Consider the following 22,730-nt stretch of genomic DNA (forward strand, 5'->3'; position numbering starts at 1 on the left):
ACCGGCGGACGCACTAGGGTGGCGGCATGGAGATGCGGACGCTGATCGAAGGCCTGGCCGAGGAAGCCGAGCGGCAGCTCCGTGACCGGGCCTGGGCCCCCTCCCCCGCCGACCGCGCCACCGCCGCTCAAGCCGCCGCCGACCTCCACACCACCATCGGCACCCCGCACACCCAGGAAGCCCTGACCGCGATCGACCGGCTGGAACACCTGAGGGAGGCGCTCGCCGTCCTCGCCATCGCCCTCGCCCGCGTCCACGGACGCCTCGCCTGGTTCCTCGGCGCGGCCGTCACCGCCCTCGCACCCGTGCTGCACTGGCGCGCCCTCCCCGACGACGACGGCCCCACCTTCGGTGCCGTCCGGCCGACCCCAGAGCAGTACACGGACGCCGAAGAGGCGATCCGCCGTCTCCACGGCACGCTCGTCCTCATCACCGGCTCCTGACGCCACGGCCCCGCTCACGGGCGGCCCGTGGGCGGAGCGGGGATCCCGCCGGGGTGGCCGCGGTGGCAGAATGCCGCCGTGGAGTCGATCTTGCGGGCCGCCGGCGCACTGGTGGGCACCGAGCTGTCGGGGGCGGTCGACCTGGGAGGCAGCGCGCGCAGCACCGTGTTGCGCTGTGAGACGGCCGGCGGCGGCAGTGTGATCGTCAAGGCGTTCGGCCACGAGCCGGAGTCGCTGCGCTGTTTCACGGCCGAGGCCGCCGGGCTGTCCCTCGGGATGGCCGGTCCCGAGGTTCTGGGCGTGGACCCCGAGGTTCCGTTGCTGGTGATGGCGGATCTCGGCAACGCGCCCACCCTCGCGGACGTCCTGCTCGGGGACGATCCGGCCGCCGCCGAGAAGGGGTTGCTGGCCTGGGCCCGGGGGCTCGGGGCGCTGGCCGCCGCCTCGGTACCCCGCCGCGCGGACCTCGCACGGCTGTGGTCCCGGTACGACAGGGGCATGCCGTCCTGGGAGGACGACCCGTGGACCGCGGAGAACGCGAACGCCCTGCCGGAGTTGCTCGATGGGGCCGCAATCGCCTCTCCGGCGGGCCTTGAGGAGGAGCTGGCCCGGATCGGTACGGCGGGCGGGGAAGAGTATCCGGCCTTCACCCCGGGTGACACCTGCCCGGACAACAGCCTGATCACCCCTGGGGGGCTGCGGCTGATCGACTTCGAGGCGGCCTGCTACCAGTCGGTGTTCCTGACGGCCGCGTACTGCCGGATGCCGTTCTCCAGCTGCTGGTGCGTCTTCACCCTGCCGCCGGGGACGGCCGCGCGGATCGAGGGGGCCTATCGGGCGGAGGTCGTCGGCGCGTACCCGGCGCTGGCCGACGACGAGGTGTGGCAGGCCGGCATGCGTCAGGCCACGGCGGTCTGGACGGTGGACGCGACGGTGCGTCTGCTGCCCCGCGTCGTGGAGGACGGTCCGCTCCACCCGACGCGGCGCCCGACCCCCACGAGGCGGCAGGTGCTGAGGCATCGCTGGGAGGCGGCGGCCGGGCTGGAGGAGTTCCCGGCGTTCGCGCGGACGATGCGGCTGCTGTTGCGCGAGGTGGCCGGCGCCTGGGAGGTTGCCGCGCTGCCGGGCTATCCGGCCTTCGGGAACCGGGGCGAGTAGCCTTCCCGGCGCTCGACGGCGTCGGTGCCGCACCGCGGCCCCTCACTCGGCCGGGGCGGTCGCGTGGGACAGTGCCACGCCGCCGATGATCAGGGCGAGGGCGAGGAGGCGGCCCGGGGTCACCGGGTCCTTGTGGACCACGGCGCCCAGGGTGATGGCGCCGGCCGCGCCGATCCCGGTGAAGACGGCGTAGGCCGTGCCGACCGGCAGCCCCTTCATCGCCAGGGACAGCAGGTACACGGCGACGGCGGCGAGCGCGAAGCAGAGCAGCGTGGGCAGCGGGCGCGTGAACCCGGCCGTCGGTTTGATGCTCTGCGACCAGGCGACCTCCACCAGGCCGGCGGCGATGAGCAGGAGCCAGTTCACCGGGACTCCCCCGTCGCGCGGGCGGCCTCGGACGCGGCCGCACGGGGCGCGCGCCGGGCGGCGGCGGTGTCGCCGGCCTGTCGGCTGAAGGGCAGGCGGCGGGCGCCGGCGTCGGATTGCGGCAGCGTGGTCATGACGGGATCCCCTCGGTAGCGGCCGGAACTGTAACCGGACATGCCGTCCAGTTGTACCGGATGAAGACCCCAACCGGACAGGGCGTCCGGTTATTCCGGTAGACTGGGTCCCCATGGGGACGAGGGAACGCGCGGACGCCGCCCGCAACCGGGCCAAAGTGCTCTCCGCCGCCGCCGAGCTGTTCGCCGCCGGTGATCCGCGGACGGTCACGATGGAGGACATCGCCCGGGCGGCCGGCATCGGTCGCGGCACGCTCTACCGCCGCTACCCGGACGTCACGTCCATCGCTGCGGCGCTGCTGGACGAGCACGAACGCCGCCTGCAGGAGGAGCTGTTGGGCGGAGCTCCCCCCCTGGGCCCCGGCGCGCCGCCGCTCGACCGGCTCGCCGCGTTCTACGCCGCCATGGTCGACCTGCTGGAGGCCCACGGCCCCCTCGTGCTGGGCGCCGAGACCGGCGAGAAGCGGTTCACCATCGGGGCGTACGGCTTCTGGCGCGCCCACGTCCTCGTCCTGCTGCGCGAGGCGGACGTCCCGGACCCGGAGGCCCTGGTGGACGGTCTGCTCGCGCCGCTGGCACCCGAGGTCTTCCTCCAGCAGCGCGCGCGGGGCGTGGCGCCGGACCGGATCAAGGCGGCTCTGGGGCGGCTGGCGGGATCACTGGCGGCCGGCTGAAGGGGCCGCAGGACCCCGCCGCGCCGCGAAGACCCGTGTCAGGCGGGGGGTTGAGGGGGACGTCGGCGGTGCGGGGCTGCGGGGTGGTCGGGGGCGGGGCGGGTGGCGTAGGGGGTCATGGCGGCGGCGTTCGCCTCCGGGGTCAGGGGGCGGCCGTCGGCGAGGATGGCCCGGAGGTCGCGGAAGTACTGCACGTACCGGCTGGGCGTGAAGGTACTGAGCATGACGGCCGGCTGGTCGGTGACGTTGGCGAAGGTGTGCGGGGCGCCGGGCGGGACCACGACGAGGGTGCCGGCGGGGGCGTCGTGGCTGTCGTGGCCGACGGTGAAGCGGATGGTTCCGGAGAGGACGTAGAAGCCCTCGTCGTGCTCGGCGTGGCGGTGCTGGGGCGGTCCGGGGGTGTGCGGGGCGAGGACGGACTCCGCGAAGCCGATGCGATGCCCGGTGGTGGCGCCGTCCTCCAGGATGCGCATCCGCGTGGTGCCCAGGACGATCGTCTCGCCCTCGCCCGGGCGGACGACGGACACGGTGGGGTCGGCGCCGGGGTGGCCGGCTGGTGAGTGGTGTGCCATGTCCCGATTGCAGCGCGGGGGCTCGGGGGCCGTCCAATACCGTCTGGGGAGCGCCGATACCGGCTGGGTATCGTTGCCGTTCATGGAGTTGAGAACGCTGCGCTATTTCGTCGCCGTCGCGGAGGAGCTCCACTTCGGCCGGGCCGCGGTCCGGCTGCACATGAGCCAGCCGCCGTTGAGCCGGGCGATCCGGCGGCTCGAAGCGGACGTCGGGGCCGCCCTGCTCGTCCGTTCGGCCACCGGTGCCGTACTGACGCCGGCCGGGGCGGTGTTGCTGGACGAGGCGCGCGCGCTGTTGGAACGGGCGGAGCGGGCGCGGGTACGGGTGGCCGCCGCGGCCGGTGCCGGGACCCTCACGGTGGGCATGCTGACCGACCAGGCCGACTCCGGGGTCCGCCGTCTGGCCGCGGCGTTCCGGCGGCGCCATCCCGGTGTCGAGGTCCGCGTCCGCGAGACCGGTCTGGCGGACCCGACGTGCGGGCTGCGGGCCGGGCTCGTCGACATCGCCCTGACGCGCGGGCCGTTCGGGGAAGCGGGCCTGACGGTGCGTGAGCTGCGCGCCGATCCCGTGGGGGCGGTCCTGCGGGCGGACGATCCGCTGGCGGGCAGGGAGCGGCTGGAACGGGCGGAGCTGGCCGGCCGGCGCTGGTTCCGGTTCCCGCCGGGCACCGATCCGCTCTGGCAGGCCTATTGGAACGGCGGGGAGCCCCGGGAGGGGCCCGTCGTGCGTGCGGTGCAGGAGTGCCTCCAGGCCGTGCGGTGGAACGGGACCGTCGGCCTGGCCCCGCTCGGCCACGCACCGCCCGAGGGGCTGGCCCTGGTGCCGCTCGCCGACATGGCCCCGAGCCCGGTGGTGGTGGCCTGGCGGCAGGGCGATGCGAACCCGCTGGTGGCGGCGTTCGCCCGGCTCGCCGCGGCGGCGTACCGGAGTTGAGGGGCCGTGGTCGCGGCCGGGCCGGGCGGCCTGACCGGCTGCGGCACGCAGCCCCGGCCGGGCGCCCCGGCCGGGGGCGGGGGGCCGGGGACCCGCGGTCGGCCGGAGCCGGGCGGCACCGGCTCCACGGCCGGCACCGCCATGACTGACCGCTCGTCCGGTGCGCCGACGCCCGTTTGGGCGCGGGGCCGCAGGACATACGCGGCAGAGGAAGTCATGGCCAACACCCCCGGAGGGAAGACGACATGGCGGGCACCGGGCCGCGTCCCCGAGCCGCCGCGGTGATCGCGGCCACGATGGAACAGCTGTCGGCCCTGCTGGCGCTTCCGGCCGAGTCCGTCAGTTCCTGCGAACGCGACCAGGACGGCGGCTGGCGCCTGTCGGTCGAGGTCGTGGAACTGGCCCGGGTGCCGGACACGATGAGTCTGCTGGCCTCCTACGAGGTCACGGTCGACGCCGACGGCGAACTCCTCGGGTACCGGCGCACCCGCCGCTACGAGAGGGGCCGGGCGGACCGCCGCTGAACGTGCCGGGCCGGCCCCGTCCCCGAGACGAGAGGGAAACCGGAAATCATGACCGTCGTTCCTGCCCAACCCGCTCAGGCCGCCTCGGGCGGCGGCTCCAGCGGCCTGTACGACGTACTCGAACTGGTCCTGGACCGCGGCCTGGTGATCGACGCCTTCGTGCGCGTCTCCCTGGTCGGCATCGAGATCCTCAAGATCGACGTCCGCGTGGTCGTGGCGAGCGTGGACACCTACCTGCGCTTCGCCGAGGCGTGCAACCGCCTCGACCTGGAGGCCGGCCCGCGCAAGAGTCCCGGCCTGCCCGACCTCGTGGGCGAGATGACCGAGTCCGGGGCGCGCGGCAAGACCAAGGGCGCCCTCAGCGGCGCCGCCCAGACGCTCGCGGACGCGTTCACCCAGGCCCGGGACGAGGCCGGGAAGGGCGAGGAGACCGAGAGCCGGCCCCGCGGCCGGCGCACCGCCACCCGTCGGGAGGAGAAGGAATGAGCACCTACGTCTACGGCATCGCCCGCGCCGGGCAGGACCTGCCCGACACCCTGGCGGGCATCGGGGAGCCGCCTCTTCCCGTACGGGCGGTACGCGGGGGAAAGCTGGTGGCGCTGGTCAGTGACGCGCCCGCGGAACTGAGGCCGAAGCGGCGCGACCTGCTGGCCCACCAGCGGGTGGTGATCGAGGCGGGCGGCAGCGGTCCGGTGCTGCCGTTGCGGTTCGGCGGCGTCTCCCCCGACGACGACACCGTCAGCGCGGTCCTCACGGGGCGTCAGGAACGGTATCTGGAGCGGCTCTCGGAACTGGAGGGCAAGGACGAGTTCAACGTCAAGGTCTCCCACGACGAGGAGGCGGTACTGGCGTCCGTGGTCGGCGCCGACGCCCAGCTGCGCGCCCGGCACCAGGCCCTCCGCGAGGCGGGGGGCGGTACCCACGAGGAGAAGCTGGCGTTCGGCGAGAAGGTCGCGGGCGCGGTGTCGGCGCGGGAGCGGGCCGATGCGGCGCTGGTGGAAGAGGCGTTGCGGCCCTTCGTCTGCGCCCTGCGGCACGGGCCGGAGGGGACGGGGTGGCTGGCCAACCTGTCCTTCCTGGTGGGACGGGAGCACCGCGAGGCGTTCCTGGAGGCGGTGGCCGCCCTCCACGAGCGGTACGACCGTCTGCGGGTGCAGGTGACCGGGCCGCTGCCGGCGTACAGCTTCGCGGAAGTGGACTGACGGTGGGGCTCCTCGGGGAGGTCCTGCTGCTGCCCGCCGCTCCCCTGCGCGGCACCTGGTGGGTGCTGGAGCAGGTGGTGGCCCAGGCCGAGCGGCAGTACCACGACCCGGCGGCGGTCCGGCGCGAACTGGCCGCGCTGGTGGCCGCGCTGGAGGCCGGTGAGATGGAGGAGGCGGAGTTCGACCGCCGGGAGGACGAGCTCCTGGCCCGACTCGCGAGCGGGAGGCGACCGCGATGAACAACCGTACGGTGATGGGGCTGGCGGTCGGCGCCGGCTACCTGCTGGGCCGGACGAGGAAGGCCCGCCTCGCCCTGACCGTGGGGGCGCTGGTGGCGGGCCGGAAGCTGCGGCCCGACATCGAGGCGCTGGCCTCGGTCGTCGGCAACCGGCTCATGGACCGCCCACAGTTCAAGGAGGTCCGCGAGCAGGTGCGGGCGGACCTGCGGGGCGTGGGATCCGCCGCGGTCGGCTCCCTGGTGGACCGGCAGCTGGAGGTCCTCGCCGGCCGCCTCCACGACCGTACCGAGACGGTCCGGGACCGGCTGGCGACGCTGACGGGGGCCGCGGGCGGGGCGGACAGCCCATCCGACCCCGTGCCCTCCGACCCCGCCCCTCCGCCCCGCCGGCGGGAGGCCGGCGGCAAGGCAGCGCCGGCCCGGAAGGCCCCGTCCGGGTCCGGCGGGGGCGGCGGCCGGCGGCGCGGTGGCGCCCGGGGCGGCGCGTCCGGCACGGGGGGCGGCGATGGCTGACTCCGTCCTGGCCGGGCTCGGCGGGAGCCCGGCCGCCGAGCGGGTGAGGGAGGAGCTGGAGGCCTGTCTGCTGGCGGAGGCCGAGCGCCTCCTGGCCGGCGCCGGGCGCCGGCTGGGCCGGCTGGCCGCGGCCCTCGACGCCGTCGCGTCGGGCCGCAGCCCCGGGCTGGAGGCCGTCGCGGGTGACGCGGGCCGCCGGTACGCCGGGGGCCGGGGCCCGGCCCGTGCCGCCGTGGAGAGCACGGCCCGGTACGTCGCGGGCCGGGCCGGCCCCGCCCTGCGCCGACGGCTGCGGGCGCGCGGCCCCGGGACGGCGGGACGGGCGCCCGTCGTCGTCCTCGGGTCCGTGGACGTGGGGACGGGCGCCGCCGACGCCTACGACCACTGGATGACCCACCGGGGCTCCCCCGTCGCCGGGGCCCGCGTCGTCGAGGAGGTTCCCGGCGTACGCGTCGTCTGGGTGCGTGAGGGCGACCGGGGCACCGTCCGCGGGGTGGCGACGTTCCACCGGGTCGGCGAGGACCTGACGCGCGTCCTCCTGGTCGCCGAGTTCCCGCCCCGGGGACGGTCGGCGGGGGCGGCGCAGCGACGGGGCCGGTGGGGCGGGCCGGCGCGGCGCGTCCGCTCGTCCCTCACGGCGTACGCCCACGGCCTCGCCCTCCGTGCGCCGTCCGCCCGGGGAGCGGCCGGAGCGGACCGGGGCCCGGGCGACAGGCAACAGCCGGACGCGCGCGGGAGGCGGACGGCGGGACGCGGGGCGGGAGGGCCGTCATGACCATGCCCCCTTCGGGTCTTCCCCGGCCGTACGACGAGGGCTCCGGCGCCAACCTCGCCGACATCCTGGAGCGGGTCCTCGACAAGGGCGTCGTCATCGCCGGCGACATCCGCATCAACCTCCTCGACATCGAGCTGCTGACCATCAGGCTCCGTCTCGTGGTCGCCTCGGTGGAGCGGGCCAAGGAGATGGGAATCGACTGGTGGGAGCGTGACCCCGCCCTCTCGTCGACGGCGCGCCGCAGCGAGCTCGGACGCGAGAACGAGGAGCTGCGGCGGCGGGTCGCGGAGCTGGAACAGCGTCAGGAGCGGGCATGAGCGGACCCGGGCTGCTGTACGTGTACGCGGTCCTCGACGCGCGCGCCGGCGCCCCCGACCTGACGGGTGTGGAGGGGGCGGGCGGGCCGGGGCCCACGGTGCTCGGGGACGGTGTGCTGGCGGCGGTGGTGGAGCCGGTGGACGCGGCGCTGTTCGAGGAGGAGGCCCTGCGCCGGCGGCTGGAGGACCTGGCCTGGCTGTCGTGGCTCGCCCGGGCGCACCACCGGGTGGTGGCCGCGGCCGGGGACGCGCGTACGGCGGTGCCGTTGCGGCTGGCCACGGTCTGCCGCGGCGAAGCCGGGGTGCGCGGGCTGCTCCTCGACGGCCGCGACCGCCTCCAGGCGGCCCTGGCGCGGCTGGAAGGGTCGGAGGAGTGGGGAGTGAAGCTGTACGCGGCCGCGACGCGGCCCGGTGCTCCGGCCCCCGACGGGCAGCCCGGCACGGACGCACCGTCCGGGGACGAGCGGCCGGGCCGGGACTACCTGCGGCGCCGGCTGGGCGAGCGACGACGGCAGCAGGACCACATCGCCGTGGCGGCCGCAATCGCACGGGAGGTCCACGACCGCCTGGCCGCCCGGTCGGCCGGAGCGGTACTGCACCCCGCGCAGCGCCCTCAGCTGTCGGGGACGTCCGACGCCCACGTGCTCAACGCCGCGTACCTCGTCCGCCGGAACGAGCGGGCACGGTTCCTGGACGGGGTGCCCGCCGCCGGGGACCTCGGGGGCGGGATGCGCGTGGAACTCACCGGTCCGTGGGTGCCCTACTCCTTCACCCGTCTCGGGGACGAGCCGGGAGGACGGCGGTGAGCGCGGGCGCGGAGATCGCCCTGGTGGACCTCCTGGACCGGCTCCTGGCCGGCGGTGTGGTCCTGGCCGGGGACATCACACTGGGCATCGCGGGAGTCGATCTGGTCCGGGTCGACCTCAAGGCCCTCATCAGTTCCGTCAACGACACCGTGCCCTCGCCGTGGAAGCAGGGGGAAGGGTGAGCGCGCCCCGACGGGTCGACCTCGACCCCGACACCGTGGAACGCGACCTGGCCCGCCTGGTGCTGACGGTCGTCGAGCTGCTGCGGCAGCTCATGGAACGGCAGGCGCTGCGGCGGGTGGAGGCCGGGGACCTCGACGAGGACCAGGAGGAGCGGCTCGGGCGGACCCTGATGCTCCTGGAGGACCGGATGGACCTCCTGCGCACCCGCTTCGGGCTGGAGCCGGAGGACCTCGGCATCGACCTCGGGCCGCTCGGCCCCCTTCTTTGAGGGATCCGGCATGAAATCCCGGATCGCGGCCACACGCGTGGCATGACTGCATCAGAGAAGTCCGACCAGGCCAAGACCGGCACCGCCCGGTCCCGCTCCTCATCCCGCGGTTCCTCCTCCGGCGGAGGAACCGCCCCCGTACGCGCGGCGGACGCCGGAGAGGCCGTCAGCGGCACCCTGACGGCCCTGCCCGCCCCGCTGGCCGAGAAGACGCAGGCCGCGGCCACCGCCCTGCGCGGCAGCCTCGGCGCCCTCGGCCCGCTGTGGAAGGCCGTACGGGCGCGCAAGGCCGTCGCCGCGGCGGCGGCCACGGGCACCGCCGCCCTGGCGGCCGGGGCGTACACCCTCGGGCACCGCACGGGGCTGCGGCGGCGCGGGCCGATCTCCCGCCTGACCGGGGGCCGCATCTGAACGCCCCGCCGGCACCGGGCGGGGGCCGCCGGCTTCCGGCACGGCGGCTGCCGCCCGGGCTCCTCATCCCCGGTCGGGGAAGAGGGCGGAGTCGCCGCAGAACAGCGCCGAGTCGGCGTGGAGCGTGATCCGCACCGGCGTGAACTCCGTGGCGTCCAGCGGGGACCGCCCGGTGCCGGGGTTGCGGGCATAGCGCGGATGGGCGCCCGCGCTGATCTGCCACCGGATGCGGTGCCCGGCCGCGAAGCGGTGGGCCGTGGAGCTCATCGGCACGGTCACGTGCGCGGATACGCCCGGGGCGGCCTGTACGGGGCTCAGCCCGTCGCAGACGTTGGTGGAGCGGCCCCGCTCGTCCACGTCGCACAGGCGGCTGAAGACGTCGGCGTGCCCGGTGTCGACGGAGACGGCCAGTCGTGCGGTGACCGGCCCGAGGACGTCCACGGGCTCGGTCAGGGGTGCGCTGGTGAACGTCAGGACGTCTTCCCTGGCCTCCAGGGGGGCGTTGTCGCGCGCACCGGCGGTGCGGGAGAGGAGCTGCCCGCCGAGGGAGGGGGTCGGGTCGGCCGGGTCGTAGCGGAAGTCGGCCAGCGGCGCCCCGTCCGTGGGGGGCTGCCGGGTGAGGTGGCCGCCAGGGGCGGGGTACCACGGCGTGCCGGTGTCGGCCGGGGGCCAGTCGTCGAGGTCGCGCCAGGTGTCGTCGCCGCCCACGTGGAGGCGGACCCTGGTGGGGCGCAGGCCCGAGGGATCGCCGCACAGGTGGGCGCGCAGCCAGGCGAGGCTTTCGCTGAAGACCTCGGGCCAGCCCTGCTGGAGGGCGGACGTGTGGGTCCAGGGGCCGACGAGGAGGGCGGTGTCGCAGCCCGCCCGGCGCAGCCGCCCGTACTGGGCGATGGTCTGGTCGGCCAGTACGTCGTGCCAGCCGGTGATGAGGCTGGTGGGCACGTCGAGGCGCTCCGCCGCGGGCGCCAGTGACGCTCCCCGCCAGTACGCGTCCTCGGGGTCCGGATGCGACAGCGCCTCGTCGAGCCAGGGCACCTCGCCGCCCAGGGCGGTCGCGTGGGCTCCGCGCAGCGGCCGCGCACGGGTGACGCCGCGCAGGTGGCGCTGCAGGCGCAGGGTCGCCTTCACGAAGGGGACCACGCCCCGATGCTGGTGGGTCATGCCGAGGGCGACGACGAGAGCGGTCTCCAGGTGCAGCGCGCCGTCGCCGTGGAGCAGGGCCCGGGGGTCGTGCAGCCCCACCTGGACGACCATCGCCTTGAGCTCGGGCGGCGGATCCAGGGCGAGGGCCCACTGGACGTAGCCGAGGTAGCTGGGGCCGATGGTGCCGAGGGATCCGTTGAACCAGGGTCGGCCGCGGAGCCAGGAGACCGTGGCCCGGGCGTCGGCGCTCTCGTGGCGCCAGAGGTGGAAGGCGCCGCCGGAGCCGCCGGTGCCCCGGCAGCTCTGCAGGACGACGTGGAAGCCCTGTTCGGCGAAGAGCAGGCCGTACATGGGTGCCCACGGCACTCCCCTGCCGTAGGGCGAACGGACGAGGAGGGTGGGGAAGTCGCCGTCGGCGCGCGGGAAGTAGTGGTCCGTGACGAGGGGGCTGCCGTCCGCGGCGGGTACCACCAGGCCGGGTTCCCAGCCGGCCTCGTACCGCCTGGCCGGCAGCCCCCGCCACGTGGCCCTCATGATCCGCGACGACAGCGGCGGCTTCCCGGCCGGCGGCGTCCAGGTCCGCCCCGGCGACCGGCGGTGGGTGCGTGAGGTCATCGGCCCCCCTCTTTCATTTCCGTACGTTGTACGAGAATAGATCATGCTTGACTGTCACGCGTCAACCGACCCGGTCATGGAGGGAGTGCGCACCATGCCTCGCGCAGAGGGAACCGGCACCGGCAGCGCGGCCGTGGACCCGCGAGAACTCTGGCTGGGCACGGGCGGACCGCGCAGGGGCCGCAAACCGGCCTACAGCCGCGAGACGATCACCGCCGCGGCCGTCGCCCTGGCCGACCGGGAAGGGCTTGAGGCGGTCACGATGCGCCGGGTGGCCGCCGAAGTCGGCGCCGGCGTCATGTCGCTGTACAGCTACGCCCCCGACAAGGACACGCTGCTCCACCTGATGGTCGACCACGTCAGCGGCGAACTGGCCGTCCCCCCTGCGCCCACCGGCGACTGGCGCGCCGACCTCAAGTCCATCGGCCACCTCCAGCGCGCCCACATGCTGCGCCACCCCTGGCTTCCGGCCGCCCTGGCCACGCGCCGCAGCCTCGGACCCAACATCCTGGCCTTCCTGGAGCACGCGCTCGCCGTCCTCCGGCCCACCGGGCTCGACGGCGCCGCGAAGATGGAGGTCTTCGCCCAGCTCACCTCCTTCGTGGCCGGGCACGTCGCCCACGAGACCACCCGGGCGGCGGCCGCGGGGTGCCCGGACCAGGCCTCCACCGAAGCCCGCTACCTGGCCGAGGTCGCCGCGGACGGCCATCACCCCGAACTCGCCGAAGCCCTCCGCGCTCCCGGGCGCCCCCTCACCCCCGAAGCCACCTTCACGCGGTTCCTCAACCGCCTCGTGGACGGCCTCGACACGGACGGGGACCCGGCCGCGGTCACCGGGTGACCAGCGGGAGCAGCACCGGCGGGTGCCTGCCGTCAGCACCCCGTGACCTGCTCGTACGCCCCGCGTTCCGACATGTGGCGGGATTCTTGGCGGCCGGCCTCCGGGAGGTAGGGTCGTCCGGTCTCGGACGGCGGTGGGCCGTCCGTCCAACCCAGGGGAACCGACATGACCGATCTGGACTCGCTGCGGGCAAGCCTCGCGTCGGGTGAGCACGAGTTCGCCGACACCTTGGCCTTCATCGCGGCGCACTACGCGTACCGGCCGCAGGCGTTCCGCAACGGGGCGCTGGAGAACGGCGCGGGCGAGAACGAGGGTTCGTGCAAGACGCTGGGGCTGGCCCTGCTGGAGGGGCTGAGCGACCAGGAGGCGCTGCTGGCCTTCGGCGAGCACTACCGCAGCGTGCTGGCGACGCCGGACGGCACCGATCACGGCAACATCCGCAACCTCATGGCCCACGGCCTGGCGGGAGTGAGCTTCGCCGGGGAGCCGCTGGCCCGCACGAGCTGAGCGGCGGCATACCGGGAGGGTGGCGCCGTCGCTTCCGTGACCGGGGCCAGGCCGTCCCTTCCGCGGCTCTCACCCGGGCCGGCCCGCTGCCCCTCCTGTTCGGAGGACATCGCGGGCCGGGTGCGGCCGGCGGCAACCGCCGCGCGGGGATGGGAACTTGGGTCACCCCTCAGTAACATCCGTCCGGCCAGTGGCACGCCGTCCGAGAAGCCGCCCTCGAAAGGGTCTCCCGCATGCGCCGGACCTCACGCCCCGCCCCCGTCGCCCTCGCCGTGACAGCACTCCTGCTCGCCGTCCTCCCCGCGCAGGCCCACGCCCAGGCCCAGGCCGGTCCCGGGCCCGTCCCGGACCGGGTCACGGTCGATGGCCGCACGTTCATCACCGACGGCCGGGGACGCGCCCTCCAGTGGCGCGGATTCAACCTGGCCGACAAGGCCGGCCGAGGCGCCGACGCGTTGGCCGGCATCCACGAGAGCGACCTGCGGGACATGGCCGCCCGGGGCTTCAACCTGGCCCGCCTGGCGTTCTTCTGGGACGACCTCGAACCCGCCCCCGGGCAGTACGACCGCGGCTACCTCACGAGGATGCGCCGCATCCTCGACTGGGCCGACCGCTACCACGTCAAGGTCGTCCTCGACGCCCACCAGGACGTGTACGGGCCGCACTTCGGCGCCCGCGGCGTTCCCGACTGGGCCACCCGCGACGAGGGGCTGCCGTTCACGCCGGTACCCGAGGACTGGTTCTCGGAGTACTTCGAGCCGTCCGTACAGGCCGCGTTCGACCACCTGTACAAGGACGCCGACCTGCGCGCCGCCCACGCCCGCATGTGGATGACGGTGGCCTCGGAGCTGGGCGGGCATCCGGCGCTGCTCGGCTACGACCTGATGAACGAGCCGTTCGCGAAGTTCCTCGAAGGCGAGGACCTTCCCGCCGCCGCGGGCCGCTTCGAAGCGGGCGAGCTCACCGAGATGTGGAACCGCCTCGCCCGGGCCGTCCGCCTGGTGGACGGCAGGTCGTGGGTGTTCGTCGAGCCCACCGTCATCGTCGGTCTGGGCGTCCCCACCCGGCTGGGGCACATCGACGACCCGCACGCCGGGTACGCGCCGCACTTCTACGAGACCGCGATGGAAACCGGCGCCGACTACGACCCGAACGGCACCTTCATCCCCGCCTACGAGGCCGCGATCAGCGACTACCCGACCCGCAACCGCATGCCGGTGATCGTCGGGGAGTGGGGGGCGAACCCCTCCGTCGCGCACGGGAGCCGGTTCGTCACCGACATGACGGCCTCCCTGGACCGCTTCTCCAGCGGCTGGACCTGGTGGCAGTGGTGCCGCGGCGGCGGCTACTGCTTCCTCGACGGGACGGGCGCGCCGAAGCCCAACGCCCGGCTGCTCGTCCAGCCGTACGCGCGGGCCGTCGCCGGCGACCCGACGGGCTTCGCGTACGACCCCGCCACGCGCGCCTACACCCTCACCTTCCGTACGCGCGACAACGCCGGGGGACCCACGCAGATCACCGTGCCCCAGGACACCTACCCGGACGGTTACCGCGTCACGGTCCGCGGCGGGAACGCCGGGTGGGACGGCCACGGCCAGACCGTCAGCGTGTACACCCACGCAGGGGCCGGCACCACGTACCGGGTCACGATCACCCCGAAGCAGCCGTGAACCGGCGGCGCCTCGGCCCGGTCCCGTGCGCCGTTCCTCGTTCGGCCGGCGGGTCGCGGCGGTAGCAGGAGGGCGGGGGCGGGGCAACGGGCGGGGCGTACAGGGCGGTTCGGGGGTTGTGGGGCCCGGCACCATGCACGGCGCAAGGCGGCGGCCCCTACCGTAGCGGGCACCGCGGCAAGGCGTTCACCTGCGCGGACGGCCGGTTCCGGGGCGGGCCACCGGGGACGTCGCCGACGGCGCCCGCCCCTGAACCCACACCTACCGGCCGCGCGGCGAGCGCTCCGTCCGTCCCGCCGCGCACCGCCGGCCGGCCGAAGACACTCTCCAGCGGAGGTACCCGTGCACCTTTCAGCACCACCGGCGCGTCGGCCACGGCTCGGCATGCTGCGCAGGGCCGCCGCCGCCGCGGCCGCGTTCGCGGCGGTCGCCACGGCGCCCGCGGCCGCCGCACACCACGGAGGACCGGTCACGGCGGACGGACACTGCACGGGCCTGGCACGGCTGAGGGTGCCCGGCGCCGAACTCCACGTCCCCTCCTGCCTGGACGAGCTGACCACGGCCGGGACCGTGGCGTCGGGGCACACGGACCAGGCCGACTGGGCCGGGCTGACCCCGGCCGGGCTGAGCGTGCCGAGCGGTGTGCCCGGGATCCAGATCGACGGCTACTTCCCCGACTCCTCGACCGGGAACACCCACCACGGCTGGAACCACGACTCCCAGTTCGTGATCCGTCTGCCCGACCACTGGAACGGCGGGCTGATCGTCACCGGCTCCCCCGGAGTGCGCGCGCAGTACGCCAACGACCGGGCCATCGCCGACTGGGTCCTGGCCCGCGGCTACGCCTTCGCGGCCACCGACAAGGGCAACACGGGCACCGCCTTCCACCGCGACGGACAGGCACCGGGGGACGCGATCTCCGAGTGGAACACGCGGGTCACCCAGTTGGGCCGTGCGGCCCGCGCCGTCGTCGCCCAGCGCTACCGGCGGCCGCCCTCCCGCACGCTGGCCACCGGTATGTCCAACGGCGGCTACCTGGTGCGCTGGCAACTGGAGAACCATCCCAAGCTGTACGACGGCGGCGTGGACTGGGAGGGCACCCTCTGGCGGGAGCAGGGGCCGAACCTGCTCACGTTCCTGCCCCCGGCCCTCGCCGCCTACCCCCGCTACGCCGCGGGAGGCCCGGGCGCGGACCGGGCCCGGCAGGAGATGATCGCTGCCGGGTACCCGGCCGGCTCGGAGTTCCTGTGGCCCTTCCACCACCGGTACTACTGGGACCTGACGCAGCGCATCTACCGCGAGGAGCTGGACCCCGGCTATGACGGCGGTCAGGAGGCGGGAACCCCGTTCTGCGCGCCGGGCACCCCCGCCTGCGACGCGGACTACGACTACGGCCTGCGGCCGCGCGCCGTCCACGACGCCGTGGCGAAGATCGCGCTGACGGGCCGGATCGGCAAACCGCTCATCACGCTGCACGGCACGATGGACGTCCTACTGCCGATCAGCCAGGACTCCGACGTCTACGCCCGCATGGTCGCCGACGCGGGCCGCGGAAGTCTCCTGCGCTACTACCGGATCGAGGGAGGGACGCACGTCGACTCCCTGGCCGACGTCTTCCCCGGCCGGCTCCGCCCGCTGACCCCCTGCCACCGCTCCGCCCTGGCCGCCCTGGAGGCATGGCTCGGACGCGGGGTGCCGCCGCCGGCCGGCCGGACGCTGCCGTTCCCCGCCCCCGGCGAGGACCCGCTCACGAGCTGCCGGCTCGACGCGTGACGGCGACGGGGTTCCGGGGCCGGGATGCCAACGGGCCGGGGCCGCGCAAGGCCCTCTCGGCTCAGGCCCTCACGATGCGCAGCACCGATCCGATCAGCAGGACGGGTGAGGCCACCGCCCCGATGAGGATCACCGGCACGGCCACCCACAGGAGGGGGTGGTTGCCGGCCTCGGGGGGCATGTCCTCGTGCACGATCATGAACCAGGTCACGTGCAGCGCCGTGCCCGCGATCAGGGCGATCCAGTACAGGCCGATCCCCGCCGACCACAGGCGGACCCTGCCGGGCGCCACCGTCAGCAGCCGCTTCCGGTAGACGTGGAGCCAGACCATCGCGCCGAAGAGGAGGAGCGTCACCGGGACGCGCCACCAGTCGTCGTGCACGGCCCACTGGTGCGCGGCGCTCTGCTGTTCCGATTCGGACGGGTAGCGGGCCGCCCGGTCGAGCAGGTCGAACCCTCCGACGAGGAGGGTCAGGACCGGGATCAGGAAGAACAGACCGTAGAGGGGCCGGCCGAGCCCCGTGGTCAGGGCCTTGACCGCGTCGTGGCGCCGGGAGGGCGGAGGCGACGACGCGGCGCGGGCGCGGCTCGGCCCGGCCGGGGGCCGGCCGGGGAGGACCGCGGTGGCCGGCCGGGCGGGCGCGGTGGGCGCCGTGGCGGTCACGGCTTGCGGTCCGGAGGCGGGTGGATGAGCCGGCCCGGGCGCCTGCTGCCGTACGGGGTGCTCCGCCAGCCGCTCCGGCTCCTCCGCCTCCGCCTCCGCGTTGAGCAGTTCCTCCGCCTTCTGCGCGATGGCGGCGATCACCGGCGGCGGCAGCCAGGGGCCCGTTCCCGCCTGCTCCGCGGCCGCGGCCGCCAGCTCCGTGACCGTCGGGCGGTCCTCGGGCCGCTTGGCCAGGCAGTGCCGCGTCAGTTCCCCGAACCGGCCCCCGAGCCCGTCGAGTTCCGGTTCGTGGTGCACGATCCGGTAGAGCAGTTCCGCCACCGACCCGCCGCCGAAGGGGCCGCGGCCGGTCGCCGCGAAGGCCAGTACGGCTCCCAGGGCGAACACGTCCGCCGCCGGGCCGACGGTCCGGCCCTCCGCCTGCTCCGGTGACATGTAGCCGGGCGAGCCCACCACCAGGCCGGTGCCGGTCAGCGCCGTCTCGTCGGCGGACCGGGCGATGCCGAAGTCGATGAGCAGCGGCCCCGACGGGGAGAGCAGCACGTTGGACGGTTTGACGTCGCGGTGCACCAGACCCGCCCCGTGCACCCCAGCGAGCGCCGGCGCGAGCCCGGAGAGGAGCCGCCACAGGGCCTCCCCGGGCAGCGGCCCGTGGCCGATGACGGCGTCGGAGAGCGCGGGCCCCGGTACGTAGGCCGTGGCGAGCCAGGGCACCTCCGCGTCCGGGTCGGCGTCCAGGACCGGCACGGTCCCGGCTCCGCGGAGCGACTGGGCGGCCCTGACCTCGCGGGCGAAGCGGCGGCGGAAGTCCGGGTCGCCGGCGATCGTCCCGTGCACCACCTTGAGGGCGACCGTCCGGCCGCCCGGCGACCGGCCGAGGTAGACGCGGCCCATGCCGCCCTCCCCGAGCCGGTACAGCAGCCGGTACGCGCCCACCCGGCGCGGATCGGTCGCGGTCAACGGCTGCATGCCACACCCCCGTGAGACGCCCTGCCCGTGGTCGCCCGCGTGATCGCCCGTCACGTGGGCGTGAGCCAGCATGGCACAGCGGCCCCGCCCCCGTGACGAGAGCCCGGGAAGCGGCTCCCCCGAGGGGGCGGGGCTCTCAGGTGCCGGTGGTGGCCAGCTTCGCCGCGAAGCCGAGGAAGACGGCCTCTCGCGTCGCCGTGGCGGGCTGCACGATGGCCGGGTGGGGGGTGGCACGCGTGGTTCGCGGGGGCCGGTGAGCCGGGAGCCGGCGGTGTGGCTGGCCGGCTGCCGGGGTGTGGATCAGCGGTCCTCGCGCAGGACCCTTACGCTCGTCACCTCGGTGTCGACGGCGTCGGGCACGACCATGCCCGCCTCGACGCCGGTGCGGAGGTAGCGCAGGACGTCCTCGTTCAGGCGTTCTCCGGGGAGGGCGGCGGGGATGCCGGGCGGGTAGGGGGTGAGCATCTCGGCGGCGACACGTCCTGCGGCCCGGTCCCAGGGCACTTGCTCGGCCCGGCCGAAGAAGGCGTCCCGGGGCAGTACCGCCTGCTCCAGCCGCAGGGCGGACGGCGCGGGGACGAACACGGGCCGGCCGGTGCGCAGTCGGGGCGCGTGGGCGGCGAGGTCGGAGAGGGCGGTGAGCAGCGTGCCGGTGGTGCGTTCGTCGTCGGCGTGGCTGAGCTGGGCGCTGATGCGGCGGTGGTCGGAGACGTGGAGGTTGATGCGGTGGTGGCGACGCAGCCAGTCCGCGGCGCGGTACCCGGTGACCTCCCAGGCGCTGATGTCGATGATGACCTGGAGGGGGTCCAGGTCGGAGGCCCTGCCGGGGCCGCAGAAGTCGGCGCGGTCGTGGACGTGCATGCCGTCGATGCGGGAGATCCGCTCGCGGACCCGGCCGGCGAGGGCGAGGGCGTCGTCGTAGAGGGCCTTGCCGTGCTCGACCATCTGGCGCCGCCAGCCGTCGAGGGCCGCGTACACCAGGACGGAGGGGCTGGTCGTGCCGAGCAGGTCCTCGCGGCCCCTGAGGACCTCGGGGGCCACGAGGTCGCCCTGGAGGTGGAAGACCGAGCTCTGTTCGAGTCCGGAGCCCATCTTGTGGACGGAGGTGACGCACACGTCGGCGCCCGCGTCCATCGCCCAGGTGGGCAGGTCGGGGTGGAAGGGCAGGTGGGCGCCCCATGCCTCGTCGACGATGAGGGGCACCCCCCGCCGGTGGCAGACCTCGGCGATGGCGGCCAGGTCGGAGCAGGTCCCGTACGGGGTGGGGGTCGTGACGAGCGCGCCGCGTGCGTCGGGGTGCTCGGCGAGCGCTTCGTCGAACGCCTCGGGGGACGGCGGGTGGGCCAGATGGCGTGCGGCGTCCCATTGCGGGTCGACCCAGACGGGGCGGATTCCGGACAGGATCAGCCCCGAGACCACCGACTTGTGCGCGTCCCGCCCGACCACGAGCTTCTCGTGCGGACCGGCGACCGACAGCATGGCCGACTTCACCGAAAGCGAGCTGCCGCACGTGGAGAAGAAGGCGTGTTCGGCGCCGACGGCCTCGGCCATCAGCGCCTGGGCCTCCTCGATGATCCCGCGGGAGGAGGTGCGGTCGTCCAGGCCGCTGGTGGCCAGCACGTCCGAGTGGAACACGGCGTCGCCGAGCACGGCCCGGACGCGGGGGTCCGCCCCGCGTCCCTGCTTGTGTCCCGGCGGTGTGAACGGCGTCTGGCCGTACGCGTGATAGTCGGCCAGAGCGTCCAGTACAGGCGTCTTCGACTGATCCATACTGCCCGCCTGCCCGCGGCCGGGGGCCGGAAACACCGGCGGCCCGGCCGTCCGGCCGAGGTCAGCTGGAGAGGGCTTCGAGGAGTTCGCCGACCTGTGCGTCGGGCAGGGCGCGGGCGACGTCGGCCTGGGCGACGACCCCGACCAGGGTGTGTCCGTCGATGACGGGCAGGCGGCGGACCTTGTGCTCCGTCATGGTCCGCAGGATCTCCGCGGCGTCGTCGTCGGCGCCGATGGTGACCGCTTCACCCTGTGCGAGCTCTCCCGCCGTGCAGGTGGAAGGGTCCTTGCCGGCGCCGAGGACCTTCACGACGATGTCGCGGTCGGTGAGCATGCCCTTCAGGAGCTGGTCGCTGCCGCAGATCGGCAGGGCGCCCACCCCGAGGTCGGTCATCTTCTTCGCCGCGTCCAGGATGCTGTCGTCGGCACCGATGCAGGTGGCGTCGGGCGTCATGATCTCGCGTGCGGTGGTCACGGTGTTTCTCCCGAGTTCGATCGGCCACGCGGCGGGTCCCGGCGGCCTGGTATCCGCGCGCCTGCCCCCTGTCGGACCGTCCAAGCGGCCCACGCCCGGCCCGTTTGCCCGCGATGCCCGGCTCCTGCCCGGCCGGGTGGTACGGATGGGGGCGGCGGAGGCGGGTAGCCGCGTCGGTGGGTGTGTCAGGAGGTGCGATGACAGGGAACCGTTCGCCGGCCCGCCACCAGCGGCGAGGCGGCGTCTCCGGGAAGGCCGAGCCCGAGGGCCGGCCCGGGGGGCCGGCCGGATCCAGGGTGGACGGCGAGCCGCGGAAGCGGCAGACCGTGCCGCCGGAGCGCCTGCGAGCCGGCCGCCGCGTCGTCGCCGTCAGCCGCCCGGACAAGGTCCTCTTCCCCGGCGACGGGATCACCAAGGCCGATCTTGCCCTCTACTACCGCACGGTCGCCCGGCGCATGCTGCCGCACCTGCGCGGACGGCCCCTCATGCTGGAGCGGCATCCCGACGGGACCGACGGGCCGGCGTTCATGCAGAAGGACGTCCCCGGCCACTTCCCGGACCGGATCCACCGTGCCGAGCTGCCCAAGGAGGACGGCACCGTCACCTACGCGCTCTGCGACGACACCGCCACCCTCCTCTACCTGGCCGGCCAGGCGTGCACCACCCCGCACCGCTTCCTGTCCAGGGCCGACCGGCCCGGGCACCCGGACCGGCTGGTGTTCGACCTCGATCCGGCGGACGAGGACTTCGCCCCGGTACGGGAGGCCGCACTCGGCCTGCACCGGCTCCTGGACGAGCTGGAACTGCCGTCCTCGCTCATGGCCACCGGATCCCGCGGCCTCCACGTCGTCGTCGCCCTCGACCGCCGCACGCCGTTCGACGACGTACGCGCCTTCGCGCGCGGTGTCGCCGACGTCCTGGCCGCCCGCCACCCCGACCGGTTCACCACCGAGCCCCGCAAGAAGGCCCGCCGCGGACGCCTGTACCTCGACGTCCAGCGCAACGCCTACGCGCAGACCGCCGTGGCCCCCTACGCCGTCCGTGCCCGGCCGGGCGCCCCGGTCGCGGCCCCGCTGGCCTGGAGCGATCTGGACGATCCCGGCCTCTCGTCCCGCCGCTGGACCCTCGCCACGATCGACGGCCTGCTGGAGGACGACCCCTGGCGGGACCCGCCCCGTCCCCGCTCCCTGCGAAGGGCCCGCGGCCCGCTCACCGCGCTGACCCGTGAAGTGGCGCGAAAAGGATCACCGGGGGCCCCGTCGGCCGCATGATCCCTATGCTGACGGGATGGTCGACATACCTCTTTCCGCACTTGAAGTCGCGATGGTCCAGGCCGGCACCCGTGCCGTGGACACCCTGCGGGACACCGCGGCCTTCGCTCAGGAACTGGAGCGGCTGGGATACCACCGGATCTGGTACGCCGAGCACCACCACTCCCCTGCGATCGGCGCCTTCCCCCCGGTCGTGCTCAGCGCGCACTCCGCTGCCTCCACCTCGACCGTCCGCCTGGGTTCCGGCGGCGTGCTGGCGCCCAACCACGCTCCGATCTCCCTGGCGGAGCAGTTCGGAACGCTGGCCGCGCTGCACCCGGACCGCATCGACCTCGGCATCGGCCGCGGGCCCGGGACCTTCGACGAGGCCACGGCGCGGGCGCTGCGCCGGGGGGCCGGACCGACGACGGACGCGGAGTACCGCGACGACGTGGCCGCGGTCCTGTCCTTCCTGGTCGACGAGGTCGCGCTCGGCCCGCTCCCGCAGCCGTGGCTGCTGGCCTCCAGCGCGGCCGGGGCGGCTCTGGCGGCGGAACTCGGCCTGCCGGTGGCCGTCGCGCACCACATCCGGCCGGAGAACACGCGCGCGGTACTGGACCTTTACCGCACGGCTTTCACCCCGTCGCGGTGGTGCGGGCAGCCGCGGGTGCTGCTGTGCGTGGAGGCGGTGTGCGCGGAGACGGAGGAGGAGGCCCGGCGGCTCGTCGGGCCGATGGACGTCGTCAAGGCCGGGCTCCTCAAGGGAATCGGCGACATCCCCTTCCCGACGCCGGAGGAGGCCGCCGTCCACCCGTTCACGGAGCCGGAGCGGCAGGCCCTGGCCGGGTTCCGCGCGCAGCAGGCGGTCGGGACGCCCGAGGCCGTGGTCCGGCGGCTGGGGGAACTGGCCCGGGAGACGGGGGCGGACGAGCTGATGCTGACCACCCCCGTCTACGCGTTCCGCGACCGCGTGCGCTCGTACGAGCTGATCAGGAAGCACGTGGGCGCGTAGCGGCCCCGGCCCGTGGCCCGGCGGGTCAGCGCGCGGCGGCGAAGTCCTGCGTCCAGTACCGGCCCGGCTGGGCGAGGCCGATGCCGATCTCCCGGTAGGAGCAGTCGAGGATGTTCCGCCGGTGGCCGGGGCTGTTCATCCAGCCTTCCATGACCTGTTCGGGCGTGCTGTAGCCATAGGCGACGTTCTCGCCGTACGCCTGCCACTCGTAGCCCGCACGGGTGATGCGCAGGCCCGGGTCGGAGCCGTCGGAACCGGTGTGGGACATGGTGGCGTGGGCAGCCATGTCCGCGCTGTGATCCTGCGCGGCCCGCGTGAGCTGCGCGTTCACGGTGAGGGCGGGGCAACCGGCGGCGGCGCGCTCCTGGTTGACCAGCGCGAGGACCCTGGCCTGGGCGTCGGCCGGCGCCCCGGCGGCCTGCGGGGCAGGGGCGTCCGCGGAGGGATCGGCCGGCGGCTCGGCGGGGGGCGTCGCCGGCCGGGGGGCCGAGGCGGGCGGGGCGGCGGGGGCGGCGTGCCGGGC

The 22,730-nt window shown here is 75.0% G+C and carries 29 protein-coding genes; 21 read left to right on the forward strand and 8 right to left on the reverse strand.

The window, feature by feature from the left end:
- Positions 1-26 precede the first annotated feature (26 nt).
- Together WDV06_RS14890 and WDV06_RS14895 are read left to right on the forward strand one after the other, a co-directional pair.
- Positions 27-443, forward strand: a complete 417-nt coding sequence (locus WDV06_RS14890) for a hypothetical protein (protein ID WP_395510208.1) — start codon at positions 27-29, stop codon at positions 441-443.
- Positions 444-521: 78 nt separating this feature from the next.
- A complete protein-coding gene (locus tag WDV06_RS14895) occupies positions 522-1,601 on the forward strand; it encodes a hypothetical protein (RefSeq protein WP_395510209.1) in 1,080 nt (359 codons plus the stop codon).
- A 42-nt stretch (positions 1,602-1,643) separates the two neighbouring features.
- Here the strand turns inward: WDV06_RS14895 and WDV06_RS14900 are convergent, their stop codons facing one another.
- Together WDV06_RS14900 and WDV06_RS14905 are read right to left on the reverse strand one after the other, a co-directional pair.
- Positions 1,644-1,967, reverse strand: a complete 324-nt coding sequence (locus WDV06_RS14900; protein ID WP_395510210.1) for a DMT family transporter — start codon at positions 1,965-1,967, stop codon at positions 1,644-1,646.
- Complete coding sequence (locus tag WDV06_RS14905; protein WP_395510211.1) at positions 1,964-2,101, reverse strand: hypothetical protein; 138 nt, start codon at positions 2,099-2,101, stop codon at positions 1,964-1,966. The genes WDV06_RS14900 and WDV06_RS14905 overlap by 4 nt, the downstream gene beginning before the upstream one ends.
- Positions 2,102-2,214: 113 nt before the next feature.
- Between WDV06_RS14905 and WDV06_RS14910 the strand changes: the two genes are divergently transcribed.
- Positions 2,215-2,775: a TetR/AcrR family transcriptional regulator gene (locus WDV06_RS14910; protein ID WP_395510212.1), complete on the forward strand. Its 561-nt coding sequence runs from the start codon at positions 2,215-2,217 to the stop codon at positions 2,773-2,775.
- Between the two features lie 38 nt (positions 2,776-2,813).
- Here WDV06_RS14910 and WDV06_RS14915 read toward each other — a convergent pair whose 3' ends face one another.
- Positions 2,814-3,347 (reverse strand): cupin domain-containing protein, encoded by a 534-nt coding sequence (locus WDV06_RS14915; protein ID WP_395510213.1) that lies wholly within the window; start codon positions 3,345-3,347, stop codon positions 2,814-2,816.
- A gap of 82 nt (positions 3,348-3,429) precedes the next feature.
- Here WDV06_RS14915 and WDV06_RS14920 point away from each other — a divergent pair, with 82 nt between their 5' ends.
- The 12 genes from WDV06_RS14920 to WDV06_RS14975 all read left to right on the forward strand — a co-directional run bounded on the left by WDV06_RS14920 (position 3,430) and on the right by WDV06_RS14975 (position 9,518).
- Positions 3,430-4,281, forward strand: coding sequence for a LysR family transcriptional regulator (locus tag WDV06_RS14920; protein ID WP_395510214.1), 852 nt, complete (start codon positions 3,430-3,432; stop codon positions 4,279-4,281).
- Positions 4,282-4,526: 245 nt separating this feature from the next.
- Positions 4,527-4,805: a gas vesicle protein GvpO gene (gvpO, locus tag WDV06_RS14925; RefSeq protein WP_395510215.1), complete on the forward strand. Its 279-nt coding sequence runs from the start codon at positions 4,527-4,529 to the stop codon at positions 4,803-4,805.
- A 48-nt stretch (positions 4,806-4,853) separates the two neighbouring features.
- A complete protein-coding gene (locus tag WDV06_RS14930; protein ID WP_395510216.1) occupies positions 4,854-5,291 on the forward strand; it encodes a gas vesicle structural protein GvpA in 438 nt (145 codons plus the stop codon).
- Complete coding sequence (locus WDV06_RS14935) at positions 5,288-6,007, forward strand: GvpL/GvpF family gas vesicle protein (RefSeq protein WP_395510217.1); 720 nt, start codon at positions 5,288-5,290, stop codon at positions 6,005-6,007. Before WDV06_RS14930 ends, WDV06_RS14935 begins: the two co-directional genes overlap by 4 nt.
- 2 nt (positions 6,008-6,009) lie before the next feature.
- The gene (locus WDV06_RS14940; protein WP_395510218.1) at positions 6,010-6,246 is read left to right on the forward strand and encodes a gas vesicle protein GvpG; all 237 of its coding nucleotides are present in this window, start codon (positions 6,010-6,012) and stop codon (positions 6,244-6,246) included.
- Positions 6,243-6,758, forward strand: coding sequence for a DNA primase (locus WDV06_RS14945; RefSeq protein ID WP_395510219.1), 516 nt, complete (start codon positions 6,243-6,245; stop codon positions 6,756-6,758). Before WDV06_RS14940 ends, WDV06_RS14945 begins: the two co-directional genes overlap by 4 nt.
- Complete coding sequence (locus WDV06_RS14950) at positions 6,751-7,533, forward strand: SRPBCC family protein (RefSeq protein ID WP_395510220.1); 783 nt, start codon at positions 6,751-6,753, stop codon at positions 7,531-7,533. The genes WDV06_RS14945 and WDV06_RS14950 overlap by 8 nt, the downstream gene beginning before the upstream one ends.
- Positions 7,530-7,850 carry a gas vesicle protein gene (locus WDV06_RS14955; RefSeq protein WP_395510221.1) on the forward strand — a complete coding sequence of 107 codons (321 nt, stop codon included), beginning with the start codon at positions 7,530-7,532 and terminating at the stop codon, positions 7,848-7,850. The genes WDV06_RS14950 and WDV06_RS14955 overlap by 4 nt, the downstream gene beginning before the upstream one ends.
- The gene (locus WDV06_RS14960; protein WP_395510222.1) at positions 7,847-8,656 is read left to right on the forward strand and encodes a GvpL/GvpF family gas vesicle protein; all 810 of its coding nucleotides are present in this window, start codon (positions 7,847-7,849) and stop codon (positions 8,654-8,656) included. The genes WDV06_RS14955 and WDV06_RS14960 overlap by 4 nt, the downstream gene beginning before the upstream one ends.
- Positions 8,653-8,838 (forward strand): gas vesicle protein, encoded by a 186-nt coding sequence (locus WDV06_RS14965; RefSeq protein ID WP_395510223.1) that lies wholly within the window; start codon positions 8,653-8,655, stop codon positions 8,836-8,838. The genes WDV06_RS14960 and WDV06_RS14965 overlap by 4 nt, the downstream gene beginning before the upstream one ends.
- Positions 8,835-9,107, forward strand: coding sequence for a gas vesicle protein K (locus WDV06_RS14970; RefSeq protein WP_395510224.1), 273 nt, complete (start codon positions 8,835-8,837; stop codon positions 9,105-9,107). The genes WDV06_RS14965 and WDV06_RS14970 overlap by 4 nt, the downstream gene beginning before the upstream one ends.
- Positions 9,108-9,149: 42 nt before the next feature.
- Positions 9,150-9,518, forward strand: a complete 369-nt coding sequence (locus WDV06_RS14975) for a hypothetical protein (RefSeq protein ID WP_395510225.1) — start codon at positions 9,150-9,152, stop codon at positions 9,516-9,518.
- Positions 9,519-9,581: 63 nt separating this feature from the next.
- Here the strand turns inward: WDV06_RS14975 and WDV06_RS14980 are convergent, their stop codons facing one another.
- A complete protein-coding gene (locus WDV06_RS14980; RefSeq protein ID WP_395510226.1) occupies positions 9,582-11,276 on the reverse strand; it encodes a CocE/NonD family hydrolase in 1,695 nt (564 codons plus the stop codon).
- A 94-nt stretch (positions 11,277-11,370) separates the two neighbouring features.
- On the opposite strand from WDV06_RS14980, the gene WDV06_RS14985 reads away from it, so the two are divergent.
- The 4 genes from WDV06_RS14985 (at position 11,371) to WDV06_RS15000 (ending at position 16,067) form a co-directional block, all read left to right on the forward strand.
- Positions 11,371-12,117, forward strand: coding sequence for a TetR/AcrR family transcriptional regulator (locus WDV06_RS14985; protein WP_395510227.1), 747 nt, complete (start codon positions 11,371-11,373; stop codon positions 12,115-12,117).
- Positions 12,118-12,282: 165 nt separating this feature from the next.
- A complete protein-coding gene (locus tag WDV06_RS14990) occupies positions 12,283-12,624 on the forward strand; it encodes a HopJ type III effector protein (RefSeq protein WP_395510228.1) in 342 nt (113 codons plus the stop codon).
- Positions 12,625-12,857: 233 nt separating this feature from the next.
- Entirely contained in the window at positions 12,858-14,294 is a 1,437-nt protein-coding gene (locus WDV06_RS14995) for a cellulase family glycosylhydrolase (RefSeq protein ID WP_395510229.1), read from the forward strand.
- 384 nt (positions 14,295-14,678) lie between these two features.
- Complete coding sequence (locus tag WDV06_RS15000; protein WP_395510239.1) at positions 14,679-16,067, forward strand: 3-hydroxybutyrate oligomer hydrolase family protein; 1,389 nt, start codon at positions 14,679-14,681, stop codon at positions 16,065-16,067.
- 61 nt (positions 16,068-16,128) lie between these two features.
- Here the strand turns inward: WDV06_RS15000 and WDV06_RS15005 are convergent, their stop codons facing one another.
- The 3 genes from WDV06_RS15005 to WDV06_RS15015 all read right to left on the reverse strand — a co-directional run bounded on the left by WDV06_RS15005 (position 16,129) and on the right by WDV06_RS15015 (position 19,945).
- Positions 16,129-17,700 carry a serine/threonine-protein kinase gene (locus tag WDV06_RS15005; RefSeq protein ID WP_395510230.1) on the reverse strand — a complete coding sequence of 524 codons (1,572 nt, stop codon included), beginning with the start codon at positions 17,698-17,700 and terminating at the stop codon, positions 16,129-16,131.
- A 300-nt stretch (positions 17,701-18,000) separates the two neighbouring features.
- A complete protein-coding gene (locus WDV06_RS15010) occupies positions 18,001-19,470 on the reverse strand; it encodes an aminotransferase class I/II-fold pyridoxal phosphate-dependent enzyme (RefSeq protein WP_395510231.1) in 1,470 nt (489 codons plus the stop codon).
- A 61-nt stretch (positions 19,471-19,531) separates the two neighbouring features.
- Positions 19,532-19,945 carry a CBS domain-containing protein gene (locus tag WDV06_RS15015; protein ID WP_395510232.1) on the reverse strand — a complete coding sequence of 138 codons (414 nt, stop codon included), beginning with the start codon at positions 19,943-19,945 and terminating at the stop codon, positions 19,532-19,534.
- Positions 19,946-20,142: 197 nt separating this feature from the next.
- Here WDV06_RS15015 and ligD point away from each other — a divergent pair, with 197 nt between their 5' ends.
- Both ligD and WDV06_RS15025 read left to right on the forward strand, forming a co-directional pair.
- Entirely contained in the window at positions 20,143-21,216 is a 1,074-nt protein-coding gene (ligD, locus tag WDV06_RS15020) for a non-homologous end-joining DNA ligase (RefSeq protein ID WP_395510233.1), read from the forward strand.
- Positions 21,217-21,232: 16 nt separating this feature from the next.
- Entirely contained in the window at positions 21,233-22,207 is a 975-nt protein-coding gene (locus WDV06_RS15025; RefSeq protein WP_395510234.1) for an MsnO8 family LLM class oxidoreductase, read from the forward strand.
- A gap of 25 nt (positions 22,208-22,232) precedes the next feature.
- On the opposite strand, the gene WDV06_RS15030 is transcribed toward WDV06_RS15025, so the two are convergent.
- Positions 22,233-22,730 (reverse strand): CAP domain-containing protein (locus tag WDV06_RS15030; protein WP_395510235.1); only part of this gene is annotated, 498 nt, incomplete at its 5' end.

The organism is Streptomyces racemochromogenes (genome assembly GCF_044129415.1).
Taxonomy (GTDB): Bacteria; Actinomycetota; Actinomycetes; order Streptomycetales; family Streptomycetaceae; genus Streptomyces; species Streptomyces racemochromogenes_A.

Excerpts from the sequence above, each read along its gene's own strand:
- WDV06_RS14960 (WP_395510222.1), top strand. The coding sequence starts at position 7,847 with ATGAGCGGACCCGGGCTGCTGTACGTGTACGCGGTCCTCGACGCGCGC.
- WDV06_RS14915 (WP_395510213.1), bottom strand. The coding sequence starts at position 3,347 with ATGGCACACCACTCACCAGCCGGCCACCCCGGCGCCGACCCCACCGTG.
- WDV06_RS15010 (WP_395510231.1), bottom strand. The coding sequence starts at position 19,470 with ATGGATCAGTCGAAGACGCCTGTACTGGACGCTCTGGCCGACTATCAC.
- WDV06_RS14980 (WP_395510226.1), bottom strand. The coding sequence starts at position 11,276 with ATGACCTCACGCACCCACCGCCGGTCGCCGGGGCGGACCTGGACGCCG.
- WDV06_RS14995 (WP_395510229.1), top strand. The coding sequence starts at position 12,858 with ATGCGCCGGACCTCACGCCCCGCCCCCGTCGCCCTCGCCGTGACAGCA.
- WDV06_RS14935 (WP_395510217.1), top strand. The coding sequence starts at position 5,288 with ATGAGCACCTACGTCTACGGCATCGCCCGCGCCGGGCAGGACCTGCCC.
- ligD (WP_395510233.1), top strand. The coding sequence starts at position 20,143 with ATGACAGGGAACCGTTCGCCGGCCCGCCACCAGCGGCGAGGCGGCGTC.
- WDV06_RS14975 (WP_395510225.1), top strand. The coding sequence starts at position 9,150 with ATGACTGCATCAGAGAAGTCCGACCAGGCCAAGACCGGCACCGCCCGG.
- WDV06_RS14905 (WP_395510211.1), bottom strand. The coding sequence starts at position 2,101 with ATGACCACGCTGCCGCAATCCGACGCCGGCGCCCGCCGCCTGCCCTTC.
- WDV06_RS14990 (WP_395510228.1), top strand. The coding sequence starts at position 12,283 with ATGACCGATCTGGACTCGCTGCGGGCAAGCCTCGCGTCGGGTGAGCAC.
- WDV06_RS14985 (WP_395510227.1), top strand. The coding sequence starts at position 11,371 with ATGCCTCGCGCAGAGGGAACCGGCACCGGCAGCGCGGCCGTGGACCCG.
- WDV06_RS14945 (WP_395510219.1), top strand. The coding sequence starts at position 6,243 with ATGAACAACCGTACGGTGATGGGGCTGGCGGTCGGCGCCGGCTACCTG.
- WDV06_RS15025 (WP_395510234.1), top strand. The coding sequence starts at position 21,233 with ATGGTCGACATACCTCTTTCCGCACTTGAAGTCGCGATGGTCCAGGCC.
- gvpO (WP_395510215.1), top strand. The coding sequence starts at position 4,527 with ATGGCGGGCACCGGGCCGCGTCCCCGAGCCGCCGCGGTGATCGCGGCC.
- WDV06_RS14930 (WP_395510216.1), top strand. The coding sequence starts at position 4,854 with ATGACCGTCGTTCCTGCCCAACCCGCTCAGGCCGCCTCGGGCGGCGGC.
- WDV06_RS14890 (WP_395510208.1), top strand. The coding sequence starts at position 27 with ATGGAGATGCGGACGCTGATCGAAGGCCTGGCCGAGGAAGCCGAGCGG.
- WDV06_RS14955 (WP_395510221.1), top strand. The coding sequence starts at position 7,530 with ATGACCATGCCCCCTTCGGGTCTTCCCCGGCCGTACGACGAGGGCTCC.
- WDV06_RS15005 (WP_395510230.1), bottom strand. The coding sequence starts at position 17,700 with ATGCAGCCGTTGACCGCGACCGATCCGCGCCGGGTGGGCGCGTACCGG.
- WDV06_RS14950 (WP_395510220.1), top strand. The coding sequence starts at position 6,751 with ATGGCTGACTCCGTCCTGGCCGGGCTCGGCGGGAGCCCGGCCGCCGAG.
- WDV06_RS14910 (WP_395510212.1), top strand. The coding sequence starts at position 2,215 with ATGGGGACGAGGGAACGCGCGGACGCCGCCCGCAACCGGGCCAAAGTG.
- WDV06_RS14920 (WP_395510214.1), top strand. The coding sequence starts at position 3,430 with ATGGAGTTGAGAACGCTGCGCTATTTCGTCGCCGTCGCGGAGGAGCTC.
- WDV06_RS15000 (WP_395510239.1), top strand. The coding sequence starts at position 14,679 with ATGCTGCGCAGGGCCGCCGCCGCCGCGGCCGCGTTCGCGGCGGTCGCC.